Genomic DNA, 12,556 nt, shown 5'->3' with positions numbered 1-12,556 from the left:
TTTGTAAATTTCAGCGGTATTCGTGACGATTTTGAGCCAACCTAGTACACAATTAAACAAGGTAAAATGATTTTTTGACGAACGCGCTCAATCCACGCAGAAGGAGTAGGGGGAAGATGGAAATCGGTCAGATTCAGCCACCATTATCGCCTAATGGTAATGGAAAACACCCGCAGTATGCACCACCGATGGTCTACCGGACGCCACCTCCGGAACCCGAACCTGATGAATGGACATTGCGACAGTTAGTCAACGTGATTCGGCGTCGGGCGTTAGTGATTGCTGGAGTCGCGATCGCAGTGACATCGGGGATCAGTTTTTGGACGTTGAATCAGACACCGAAGTATGAGAGCAAGTTTCAACTGTTGGTCGAACCCGTCACCGAGGAAGGAGACTTAGACAAACTCACGGAAGCAGTGGGTGGCGGTGATGGACGGAATTCCACACTGGATTATGATACCCAGATTCAGGTGTTACGCAGTCCTCAGCTAATGGAGGCTATTGTCCAAGAGATCCACAAGCATTATCCTGAGGTCAGTTACGAGTCCTTAATGACTCAGCTAATTGTCAGCCGACTGGGGGACACCAAGATTCTGGAAGGGCGTTATCGGGATACTGAGCCGGAAAGAGTGCGGCGGGTTTTACACGAAGTTGCTCGAGGTTATCTACGCTACTCCCTACAAGAGCGACAACTGAACCTGAAACAGGGAATTCAGTTCGTTGATGATCAATTACCCGTGCTGCGCGATCGCGTGAATAAGCTGCAAGGACAACTGCAAGCCTTTCGCCAACAACATAACCTCCTCGACCCGGAAATCCAAGCCCAAGAGTTATCTCAACGGGTGAGCGCGATCGAACAGCAGCAGTTGCAAACTCAGGTTCAGTATCAAGAAACGCGATCGCTTTACAATACCCTCTTACAGCAGTTGGGATTATCACCCCAGCAAGCTGTTGCTACTGTAACCCTCAGTGAAGCCCCTCGCTACCAACAGTTACTTAACCAACTCGCGGAACTTGAATCCCAGATCGCCCTAGAATCGGCGCGGTTTACGCCACAAAGTCCCACGATGCAAGCCTTGCGCCAGAAACGGGATAATCTCTTACCCTTACTCAACCAAGAATCCCAAAACGTATTGGGCGCAAGCCTAACCGAGGCTGGGGTTTCCAGTGCTTCCCCCAATTCGATTCGCACAAACTTGACCCAGCAACTGGTGCAAGCGACTAATCAACTGCAAGTCTTGCAAGTCAAGCAAAGTGCGATCGCGCGATCGGCTCAAATGCTCAACCTCCAGGTCAAACAAATTCCCGTCATCGCCCGCCGCTACACAGACTTACAGCGAGAACTCCAAGTCGCCACCGATAGTTTAAATCGCTTTCTGGCGGTGCGGGAAAATCTGGAAATTGAAGCCGCCCAGAAAGCCTTACCCTGGCAGATTATATTAAAGCCAGAAGTCCCCCAAGTCCCCGTGTGGCCCAATACCCAGCGCAATATCACATTAGGGGCGATCGCGGGATTATTGTTAGGTATGGGCGTGGCGTTGCTGATCGAACGTTTGGATAATGTCTTCCATTCTCCCGATGAACTCAAAGACTTAACCAAACTGCCTCTACTGGGCATTATTCCCTACCAAAAACAACTCAAACAACAGATGATGTCTACGGCAAACTTAACCCAGATGACATCATCATCCCCGTCCACTAACGGTCGAAAATCTCGCCATTCATCCCGAAGCTACAATGCGTCTCCCTTCTTAGAATCATTCCGTTCCCTCCAAACGAATATTCGGTTTCTGGGTAGCGATACACCCGTTCACTCCATTATTATTAGTTCCGCCACCCCCTCAGAAGGAAAATCGACGGTTTCCGTTCACCTCGCCCAAGCCGCCGCCGCCATGGGTCAACGAGTATTGCTGGTGGATGCGGACTTACGCCGCCCTCAGGTTCATCACTATTTGAACCTAGACAACCAGGTGGGCTTAAGTAACGTCATTGCTACTGGACTGACAGCAAAACAAGCAATCCAGCGCCTACCGATGTGGGATCGGTTGTATGTCCTCACCGCCGGTCAAGTCCCCCCTGATCCCAGTCGGCTGCTGTGTTCCAAGAAGATGCAACATTTGATGGAACAATTTCATGCGGTTTTTGACCTAGTGATTTACGATACACCACCTGTGTTAGGACTAGCAGATGGTCGTCTCTTGGCGGCTCACGCTGATGGTGTGATGATGGTGGTGGGCTTGGGTAAGAGCGATCGCTCGGCGTTAATGCAAGCCCTAGATAGTATGAGAATTTCTAACGCTACCGTGTTAGGAGTGGTTGCCAATGGTGTTAAAGGGTATACCACCCGGTCTTACTACTACTATCACAATCATTATGCAACTGGAACCGAATCCGATATCCTCAAAGCCAAACAGCTCTTGATGAAACGGATGGAGGAAAACATCCAGCCGGATGACGAACAGAAGAATCACGAATAAAAAAGGTTTAAACCTTCACCTGTGTAGGGGCGGGTTTCACTACTATCATTTCTGTTGCACCTAGATGCGACTAAACCCGCCCCGATTAAATATTATTTTTGACCTAAATAGGGCTTGCTGAATTAATTGTGAAGCTATACTATACAAGGGTTTAAAGCCATTTTTCCACCCAACAAGTGCAAGGTTTTTACACTTTTGAGATCTTGCATCCTTGGCTTGTAAGCCTCCGCGATGGCAAAATTTCCCCCCAACAGGGGGTTGAAACTGTTCCCTGTTCCCTGTTCCCTGTTCCCCAAACTTATTCAGCAGCCCCTAAATATTGTAATAAGACCGATACCATTGAACAAAACGTTCCACACCCACTTCAATCGGCGTATTCGGTCTAAATCCCACCTCTTGCATCAAATCATCCACATCCGCATAAGTAATCGGCACATCTCCCGGTTGCATAGGTAGCATATTTTTCACCGCCGTTTTGCCCAAACACTGTTCTAGAGTTTCGATGAGTTGTAGCAATTCAATCGGTTGATTATTGCCAATGTTGTAGAGTTTGTAAGGAGCAGAACTTCTCGAACCAGGTAAAGCATTTCCTGACGCTTCCGGCGGCGGAATTTTACCCATGACTCGCACCACCCCCTCGACAACATCATCAACGTAAGTAAAATCCCGTTGCATCCGACCATAATTGAACACATTAATCGGCTGTTCAGCGAGAATCGCTTTGGTAAATAAAAATAATGCCATATCGGGACGATACCACGACCCATAGACTGTAAAAAAGCGCAAGCCAGTTGTCGGGATGTTATACAGATGACTATAGGCATGAGCCATTAATTCATTCGCTTTCTTAGTAGCCGCATAGAGGCTAACGGGAGAATCGACATTATCCTGTACCGAAAACGGCACTTTCGTATTCGCGCCGTACACCGAACTGGAGGAAGCAAACACTAGATGCTTGATGTCAGAATGGCGACATCCTTCCAGGATATTGGTAAAACCCACCAAGTTACTATCCACATAGGCATAGGGATTTTTCAAGGAATAGCGAACCCCCGCCTGCGCCGCCAGATGGATGACACACTCAAAGGATTCTTGGGCAAATAACTGGGCAATTCCCTCTCTATCGGCTAAGTCTAGTTTATAAAAGCGAAACCCAGGTTGGTTCTCTAGTTGCGCCAGTCGAGCCTGTTTGAGGGAGACATCATAGTAGGCATTCAGGTTATCCAGTCCAATCACGGTATCACCCTGGGCAAGTAACCGTTGACTGAGGTGGTATCCGATAAAGCCGGCGGCGCCTGTAACTAAAACGTTGACCATATATCTGCTCCTCTCTAAACTCTTACCTTAAATTGACTTGCTCAGGATTAATGCTACACTGCTTTAATTTAACTGGAATATCTGATACTCTACTAATGCCCAGATGATAGAAATTGCATTGAACAGCAGATTGGCAATGAATGACACAGACTCAAGAGGTGATTGGACTGGTGATTTCCCATTGTATAGGTGGTTTTACACTCAAAACATGTTTATTTAAGTGGCATGTAACTGGAAATACCTTGGCTACCAGCCTATTACTATAACAAGATTGTCGAGAATGGAGGCTTTGTCGTCTTATTTTTTAGATTGTTTGGCTTCTGGTTTCTCTGAAAACTTGACGGGTAATCTTCAATCGCTACTATGCAAATCTCTTATCTGCAACAATGGCTCACGACACCCACTTATAAAATACACCGATCTCAGCTTAGATTTTGGTTCAGTTTGAGCCTAACGTTCTCTGTAATTTACAGCGTATTAGCCCTAGAGCTAGCGTTTCGCGGTAACTATCTGATTGATAGTGATGCTCGTCAGCATGTATTCTGGATGCAGCGGTTCTTAGATCCTGCCCTATTTCCTAATGATTTAATTACTGATTACCATCAATCGGTAGCACCTTCGGGATATGCCGCGCTTTACTGGTTAATCGCTCAGCTAGGCATCCCTCCACTGATTTTAAATAAATTGTTGCCTACTTTATTGGGTGTAATTACAACTAGCTATTGTTTTGCAACTTGCTTGCAGTTATTACCTGTACCAGCAGCAGGATTTATTGCCTCTTTAGTTCTCAATCAAACGCTTTGGATGCGGTATGATTTAGTCTCAGGTACACCCCGGGCGTTTATTTATCCACTATTTTTAGCGTTTTTGTACTATCTATTGCGGCGATCATTGCTGCCCTGTTTAATCGCGCTCGCGCTCCAAGGATTATTTTATCCCCAGTGTGTATTCATTTCATCAGGAATTTTAGTATTACAGCTATGGCGTTGGCACAAAGGACGACTTTGTTTGTCTGGGAATAAACAAGACTATTTATTTTGTGTAGCTGGACTAGGAACGGCGTTTCTGGTTATGCTGCCTTATGCGTTACAATCCTCGGAGTTTGGAGCCGTTATTACGGCTGCACAAGCAAAGATATCGCCAGAATTTTTACCGGGTGGACGAACTCCTTTTTTTCACGACAACTTTTTGGAGTTTTGGTTTTACGGGAAGCGAAGTAGTCTTGTACCCCGCCTGTCAAGGATAACTCCATTAATTTATACGGGTTTATTTTTACCGTTTCTCTTGTGGAAGTCATCCCAGTTTCCTTTGGCAAGACAGGTGACTCCTAAGGTGCAGGTTTTAATTCAAGGTATTATCGCTTCTTTGGGTATGTTTGTTATTGCCCATGTTCTCTTGTTCCAGCTACATCACCCCAGCCGCTATACGATGCACAGTTTACTGGTATTGCTGGCATTAGCGGCAGGAATCACATTGACGGTAAGCTTACAGGCTTTGTTTAATTGGGCAAAATGCTCGCCTAAATCTTACCCATGGAAAGGATATTTAGCGAGGGGTACTACAGTGTTTTTGGCAATTGTGCTGATTATTTATCCCGTTTTTACACCATTTCCCTATGCCAAGTATAAACAAGGTAAGGAACCGCTCCTCTATGAGTTTTTCAGCCAGCAACCCAAACATATTATGATTGCTTCTTTATCAGAAGAAGCCAATAATATACCAAGCTTTGCCCAACGCTCGGTTTTAACTAGCGAAATGTATACTATTCCTTATCATGTTGAATACTATAATCAAATTCGCCAAAGAACAATTGATTTAATCCGCGCTCAGTATAGTGCAGATTTAACCTTAGCACGAAACGTAATTGAAACCTATGGAGCAGATTTTTGGCTTCTGGATCGCACCGCCTTTACTCCAGAATATATTAGGGGAAGTAATTGGCTGATGCAGTTTTCGGAAGCCAGAGCAGTCGTGACGGAGCTTGAGCAGGGAATCATACCAGCGTTGTCTGGTATTATGGAGCAATGCTCAGTTTTGGAAACAGAATATTTGGTTGTTTTACCAACAGATTGTATACTTAAATTTGCTCAAAGAAAACGGAATTAATAATCTGAGTTCAAGAGATGAATTGCAATTAATTCAATTGACTGCTATACCGTGTATACCCGATGAAACAGTTAGTCAAATCCAGCCAAAACCAACAAAAGGTGCATTTACATTATCGTGATGCGTTCAAGCTTTGCATCATTGTCATTCTATTGCTCGGCGTATTATTTAGAGTCGTCAAGCTTGACCATAAGTTTTACTGGGAAGATGAGGTCAGAACGTCTTTAAGAATTTCAGGGTATACGGAAACGGAGATAATTGAGCAGGTTTATAATCAAAATATTCCTGTAAAACACCTAGACAAATACAAATTTCCTCATCCTGAAACCAGTTTAATGGATACCGTTCAAGCTCTCATGACTCATCCTGAACATTCACCTTTGTATTATCTCATGGCATACAATTGGATGAAGGTTTGGATGCAGTGGTTTGACAACCCAGTAACTGTTATTAGAAGTTTGTCAGTTTTAATAAGTTTTCTGGTTTTTCCGAGTATTTATTGGCTAGGTAGAGAATTGTTTAACTCACCATTTATTGCCGAAATTTCGGTCGCAATCGTTGCAATTTCACCGCTGCATATCGTGTATGCCCAAGAAGCCAGACAATATAGTTTATGGACAGTTGCGGTTCTTGTATCCAGTGCCACCTTACTCCAAGCACTCCGACTTAATACGACAAGAAATTGGGGAGTCTATGCCCTAAGCCTAATCATTGGTTTGTATTGTCACTTGTTATTTGGATTAGTCGTCTTAGCCCAGGGAGTTTATGTATTCATACTGCATCAGTGCCGCTTGCATAAAACAGTTATTCGTTATTGTCAAAGTCTTTTAATCGGACTAATTGCTTTTATTCCCTGGACTTGGGTGATATTTAATGCTTGGCTGAAATCCCAGAACAATCTGACACAATGGGGAGGCAAAACTTCTCTATCTCGTTTAACAAATCAATGGTTCCGAAATATCAACCGTGCATTTTTTGATGCTGACTTAGGCGCCGCTAATATGATAATTATTATTTTGGCAATTTATGCGCTGTACTTTCTCTGGCGTCATGCACCCAAAAAGGTTGGGTTGTTTATCGTTGCTATCGTAGGAATTTCAGCTTTAACGCTGATGATACCTGACTTGATATTCGGGAGTTCACTATCAACTCGACTACGGTACCTTATCCCTAGCTATTTAGGTATACAGATAGCGTTTGCCTACCTCTTTGGAACTCAGATGGCTACTGTTAGGACATGGAAACAACGATGGTGGAGAATTTGTGCGATCGCAATTATTTCGGGTGGCGTGATTGGTTGTATGGTTAGTTCTCCTAGAGCCGTAACTTGGAGTATGGATGATAATTCAGACTACTATGTTAAAATTGGACAAGTGATTAATCAAGCCCCACGTCCCCTGGTGATTAGTGATGCGTCCCCCATTCGGATTTTAACACTGAGCTATCGATTAGAGCCAAAAACGTGGCTGCAACCACTCACTACTTTGACAAGTGCAACGATTCCAGATAATGTTAATCATGTTTTCTTGTTTAAGTATACTAAACATGATACATCTCGGTCTTTAGTCGATTTTAATTCTACAAGTAAATTAGTTGTTCAAGGTCAAAGCCTATATTTATGGGAACAGCTTTCCTTGCCAAATTCAGCAAGATAAGTTATATGTTGTGAGTCTTTTTGTTGCCATAACCCTTTAAATCCCGAATATTTAATGAAAAAAATTATTTCTTTTGCGGTCAGTCTAATTATTTTAGGAATCCTTTATTGGAAAACGGACGTCTCTCAGCTTATGACTGTTCTACAAAACTGCGATTGGCTCTGGCTAACACTGAGTATGAGCCTAATCGCACCGATCACGATTCTGAATGCTTGGCGTTTGCAACAATTGATACCAATGCCCTATCAGATGAAGTTTGGGCAAGTTTATCAGTTAATTTTAATCGCCAACTCTTTAAATATGGTTTTACCCTCAAAAATGGGTGATGTTGCTAAAGCTTATTTTATCAAAGAACAAGGACATATAGATGGTTGTTTATCTCTCTGTTTAATCATTTTTGAAAAATTATGTGATATGTTGTCAGTATTAATATGCTGTGGATTTGGTCTATTTTTTTATGATACTAAAAGCCAGGTTTTAGAAGGAGTCTCTATCTTTATATTTTTGGCAATATTGGGGGGATTCGTTATCCTGTTTTCTGCTGAATTAATGCCCACAATTGATCGAACCTTAAAAATAAATTATCCGCGTCTACATCAAAAATCAAAAAATCTGATTAAATCTTGGCGAACTCTCAATCATTACATTTGGCACAATAAAATTATCTTTGGCAAAATTATACTAACATCCTTAATTATTTCATTTCTAAATTTTTTGCAAATTTGGTTGTTGATTATTGCCCTCAATGCTTGGACACCTTTTTTGATCAGCCTCGCACTCACTCCCCTTGCTATCTTAGCCGGATTACTGCCATTCACATTTGCGGGCATTGGAACTCGCGATGCCGCATTTATTATGCTTTATCAGCCATTTTTTAATACCCCGACAGGTGCAGCATTAGGTTTACTGTGTACATCACGCTACTTGTTACCTGCCATTATGGGGTTACCGTTCCTCGGACGTTCTTTATCATTTATTCAACAAAAACCCCATTATCAAAAAGAACTCTAATTTCTAGTTAACTTTTAAACTAAACACACTAATGGACAATTTGTTTATTTCCCACACTCCCAAAAAATCTCAGATTATTTTTTGGCTAGCTTTAAGCCTAACCTGGGCAGCGATTTACGGTATCTTAGGACTCCAGCAAGCGTTTGCGAGTGAGTATGTTGTCCAAGACGATGCCCGACATCATGTATTTTGGATGCGCCGATTTTTAGATCCAGAGTTACTCTCTAATGACCTAATTGCCGATTATTTTCAATCAATTGCACCTTGGGGCTATACTCTATTCTACAAGTTTTTTGCCACGATTGGTATTGATCCAATTTTATTAAGTAAAGTATTACCGATTATTTTGGGAATGATTTCCACTATCTACGGCTTTGGCATCTGTTTTCAACTTTTACCCGTTCCTCTAGCTGGATTTATCGGTACATTACTCCTCAATCAAAATCTTTGGTTTAAGGATGATTTATCATCGGGAACGCCAAGGGCTTTTTTATATCCAATTTTCTTAGCATTTCTGTATTATCTATTGAAGCGCTCTTTTATTCCTGCTTTAATTGTTTTAGCACTGCTCGGTGTATTTTATCCTCAGTATTTGCTCATTTGTATCGGGCTGCTCTTCCTACAACTCTGTTCCTGGGACAATGGACGACTACGTTTTTCGTCTCAGCGACAGGATTACCTATTCTACGGTGCTGGGATAGGATTGGCTTTATTCATGATTTTGCCTTATGTCTTGAACTCGTCTGAATTTGGTCCCGTGGTTACGGCGGCTGAAGCTAGAGCAATGCCAGAATTTTGGCCCGGTGGACGCACGAAGTTTTTCACGGATCATTTCTCAGATTATTGGTTCTGTGGTGGACGTACCGGGATGTTTCCCCGTGAGTGGTGTCAACTGGGTTTTCCACCGCCCCAAATTTTCCTGGGAGTGCTACTTCCCATTGTCTTGCAATTTCCGTCTCGGTTTCCGTTAGCGAAACAAGTCAGTCACAAAATTAAGCTTTTGGGTCAGCTTTTATTCGTGTCCTTTGGTTTCTTTTTTCTGGCTCACGCTTTGTTATTTAAGCTTTATCTTCCTAGTCGCTATACAGAACATGGATGGCGAATTGTCATGGCAATTGCTGCTGGAATTGCCTTAACGGTTGTACTCGATGGAATTTTTTCTACTAGACCTAAGCCTTCACCTTCACGCTCTCGCCCATGGCAGAAACAAGGAGTAGCAATAGGGTTTACTGTACTCATTAGCGCGTTTATTATACTCTATCCTACCCTAGAAGATGAATTTCCTGACGTCGCCTACAAAGTGGGTAAAGTTCCCAGACTCTATGATTTTTTTGCCCAACAACCGAAAGATAGTCTCATTGCTTCGGTTTCCGGAGAAACCAATTTTTTGCCCACTTTTTCCCAGCGTTCTGTTTTAGTTAGCAAGGAATATGCTATTCCGTTGTTAGTGGGTTATTATCAACAGATTCGCCAACGAGTGGTTGATTTGCTCATGGCTCAATATAGTACCGATGAGGCAGATGTACAGGCATTTATTCAAAAGTATGGTGTAGATTTTTGGTTACTTGACCGTTCCGCATTTACCCCCAATTATTTAGCCAGTAATAGCTGGCTGCAGCAGTATCAACCTGTTGCCACTGAAGCGTTGACAACTTTGCAGCAGGGGAAAATACCTGTTGTGGAAACCCTGATGGAACGCTGTACAGTTTTCCAAACCGAAGAAGTCGTTGTCTTAGAGGCAGAGTGTATTTTAGAAAAACGTCATGGTCGATAAAAAATCCTTTTCAACTGGACTGAGATATTTAATTGTGAGTTTGCTGATTATTGGTCTAGTTTTCCGATTTGCTCATCTCGATAAGAAAGTCTATTGGATTGATGAGGTTAATACGTCGATTCGCGTCTCTGCTTATACAAGTTCAGAAATCATGGAGCTTGTTCCCACGGGAGAGGTTATCGGTGTTAAGGATTTACAAGCCTTTCAACATCCTCATCCCCAACGAGATATAAGAGATACGATTCAAGCCTTGACAGGAAATGCTGAACATTCGCCCCTTTACTACCTAATGGCACGATTTTGGATGCAGTGGTTCGGTAGTTCGGTCATAGCCATGAGAAGTTTACCTGCAGTGATTAGTTTACTAACATTTCCTTGTCTCTATTGGCTTTGTCGGGAATTGTTTCCCTCTCCATGGGTAGGTGGAATAGCGATAGGATTAATGGCAATCTCTCCATTTCATCTGTTGTATGCTCAGGAAGCCCGTCAATACAGCCTATGGACGGTAACAATTTTGTTATCAAGTGCTGCCTTATTATGGGCAATGCGGAATGATCAGCCTCAAGTCAATGGCATTAACTTAAGGCTGATATATACTGTATACCCTAGTACAAATAAAGATTTATCGAAATCAAAAAAATCCAATTTAATACATACGATAAACCCTAAATACATCGGTGTTAAATGGGTAATTTATGCGGCAAGTATATCCCTGGGTTTATATTCACATTTGCTTTTTCTGTTTGTTATTTTATCTCATGGATTATATGTTTTAATCTGTCAAATTTTGCAAATTCAGGCAGGAAAATACCTAGAAGTTGAACGGGAGTTAGTTCCTGATATTTTTTTTTACAAACCCATAGGTAAACTGCTGATTTATAGTTGGGCAACATTGATTGGAATTGTTGGGTTTTTTCCCTGGATTTTAGTCCTATTTAACAAGTCAGCAGGCATGGCTGGCTGGTTAGTGAGAACCCTATCTATTACTGAAATTACTCAAAGATGGTTAATTAACTTAAGTTCTATCTTTTTTGACATTCAAGTGGGTTATGTTAGCCCGATATTTAGTATTGGTTCAGCGGAAAGTGGCATTTACCTGTCTGTTGACAATCCTTTTACTTATGTCATTTTCGCCATTGTTGTTATAGAGATTTATGCTGTCATTACGCTAGTCACGACTCAACCGCCCCAGACTTGGCTATTTATCCTAACCTTAATCGTTATTCCAGCCATGGCTCTAGTTCTACCCGATTTAATTTCTGGAGGACAGCGCTCGGTTACCGGTCGATATTTAATTCCCAGTTATTTAGGAATTCAAATCGCTGTAGCGTATTTACTCAGGATGAAACTATTTGATTTAAAGATTCAGTCCCGAAAATTATGGCAATTATTACTCATTGCTTTAATTTTGGGAGGCATTTTATCCTGTGGAGTTAGTTCTCAATCCGAAACTTGGTGGAATAAATACAGCAGCTATGATTATCCTCAGGTTGCTAAGGTGATCAACCAAGCACCGTCCCCACTGATCATTAGTGATCGGGAAAAAATTGGTCGCTTGATCTCGTTAAGCTATCTACTTGATGACAAGGTAAGCGTTATGGTCATAGAACCTTCTAGTCTTCCAAACATTCCTGCCGGGTTTCAACCTGTTTTTGTGTTTAAGCCGATGGAACAATGGTTCTCAGATATCAAAGTAAAACCAATGATGAACATTGAACTCACTCACCAAATTGGAGACCTTTGGCTAGTTCAACCAAGAATTCTTTAAATTTGATTTAATGACACTGTTGAACAGTATGAAGGTTCCTGTTGACCAAATACTCGATGTCATTTTTGTATTTTAATCGTTGTATAAAAGGTATCAATTAAGTTGTTTTTGTACTAGGCGACATGATAAGCTTGAGGCACTGAGCTGACTTTTTCTCGGGGGCTACTGCCAACTTTATAAGATTTTACAACAGAAAGCTCGAAAAGTTGGGATGCATTCAGCCGTGAGTAGGGTTCAAGGGATTCAGGCATGGCTTGGTAACAATGGGGGCAGAACCAGTAGACTTGGTGAGAGCGAATGTGCCTGAGTAAGGTGTGTGAGCAACAAAGACAAGTATGACTAAACATCTCTTTCCTTCCTATTTGCAGTAGAGTTTAATTCAATTCCGGTACGATACCGTTATTGGCGTGGTTTGACGAGACTGTAGAGTGTGATACAATCTACGACA

The 12,556-nt window shown here is 42.3% G+C and carries 7 protein-coding genes; 6 read left to right on the top strand and 1 reads right to left on the bottom strand.

Annotated elements, in window-relative coordinates:
- The first annotated feature begins 116 nt into the window (after positions 1-116).
- Positions 117-2,477, top strand: coding sequence for a GumC family protein (locus tag RH949_RS04460; protein ID WP_446352049.1), 2,361 nt, complete (start codon positions 117-119; stop codon positions 2,475-2,477).
- A 312-nt stretch (positions 2,478-2,789) separates the two neighbouring features.
- Here the strand turns inward: RH949_RS04460 and RH949_RS04455 are convergent, their stop codons facing one another.
- Positions 2,790-3,794, bottom strand: a complete 1,005-nt coding sequence (locus RH949_RS04455; protein ID WP_446352048.1) for an NAD-dependent epimerase — start codon at positions 3,792-3,794, stop codon at positions 2,790-2,792.
- A 363-nt stretch (positions 3,795-4,157) separates the two neighbouring features.
- Here RH949_RS04455 and RH949_RS04450 point away from each other — a divergent pair, with 363 nt between their 5' ends.
- The 5 genes from RH949_RS04450 to RH949_RS04430 all read left to right on the top strand — a co-directional run bounded on the left by RH949_RS04450 (position 4,158) and on the right by RH949_RS04430 (position 12,108).
- Complete coding sequence (locus RH949_RS04450) at positions 4,158-5,900, top strand: hypothetical protein (protein WP_006100571.1); 1,743 nt, start codon at positions 4,158-4,160, stop codon at positions 5,898-5,900.
- A gap of 62 nt (positions 5,901-5,962) precedes the next feature.
- On the top strand, positions 5,963-7,555 hold the full coding sequence (locus RH949_RS04445) for a glycosyltransferase family 39 protein (protein ID WP_006100648.1): 1,593 nt from the start codon (positions 5,963-5,965) through the stop codon (positions 7,553-7,555).
- Positions 7,556-7,609: 54 nt separating this feature from the next.
- Positions 7,610-8,566, top strand: coding sequence for a lysylphosphatidylglycerol synthase transmembrane domain-containing protein (locus tag RH949_RS04440; protein ID WP_044206695.1), 957 nt, complete (start codon positions 7,610-7,612; stop codon positions 8,564-8,566).
- A 31-nt stretch (positions 8,567-8,597) separates the two neighbouring features.
- Entirely contained in the window at positions 8,598-10,340 is a 1,743-nt protein-coding gene (locus RH949_RS04435; RefSeq protein ID WP_446352047.1) for a hypothetical protein, read from the top strand.
- Positions 10,330-12,108: a glycosyltransferase family 39 protein gene (locus RH949_RS04430; RefSeq protein ID WP_006100653.1), complete on the top strand. Its 1,779-nt coding sequence runs from the start codon at positions 10,330-10,332 to the stop codon at positions 12,106-12,108. The genes RH949_RS04435 and RH949_RS04430 overlap by 11 nt, the downstream gene beginning before the upstream one ends.
- Positions 12,109-12,556: the final 448 nt, after the last annotated feature.

This window comes from Coleofasciculus sp. A1-SPW-01, from assembly GCF_040217205.1.
Classification (GTDB): domain Bacteria; phylum Cyanobacteriota; class Cyanobacteriia; order Cyanobacteriales; family Coleofasciculaceae; genus Coleofasciculus; species Coleofasciculus chthonoplastes_A.
The sequence above is the reverse complement of the archived record's forward strand: the minus strand, read 5'-3'. Positions and strand labels throughout refer to the sequence as shown.

Bases quoted from the DNA above. Each gene is read 5' to 3' on its own strand.
- RH949_RS04460 (WP_446352049.1), top strand. From the start codon at position 117: ATGGAAATCGGTCAGATTCAGCCACCATTATCGCCTAATGGTAATGGA.
- RH949_RS04455 (WP_446352048.1), bottom strand. From the start codon at position 3,794: ATGGTCAACGTTTTAGTTACAGGCGCCGCCGGCTTTATCGGATACCAC.
- RH949_RS04450 (WP_006100571.1), top strand. From the start codon at position 4,158: ATGCAAATCTCTTATCTGCAACAATGGCTCACGACACCCACTTATAAA.
- RH949_RS04445 (WP_006100648.1), top strand. From the start codon at position 5,963: ATGAAACAGTTAGTCAAATCCAGCCAAAACCAACAAAAGGTGCATTTA.
- RH949_RS04440 (WP_044206695.1), top strand. From the start codon at position 7,610: ATGAAAAAAATTATTTCTTTTGCGGTCAGTCTAATTATTTTAGGAATC.
- RH949_RS04435 (WP_446352047.1), top strand. From the start codon at position 8,598: ATGGACAATTTGTTTATTTCCCACACTCCCAAAAAATCTCAGATTATT.
- RH949_RS04430 (WP_006100653.1), top strand. From the start codon at position 10,330: ATGGTCGATAAAAAATCCTTTTCAACTGGACTGAGATATTTAATTGTG.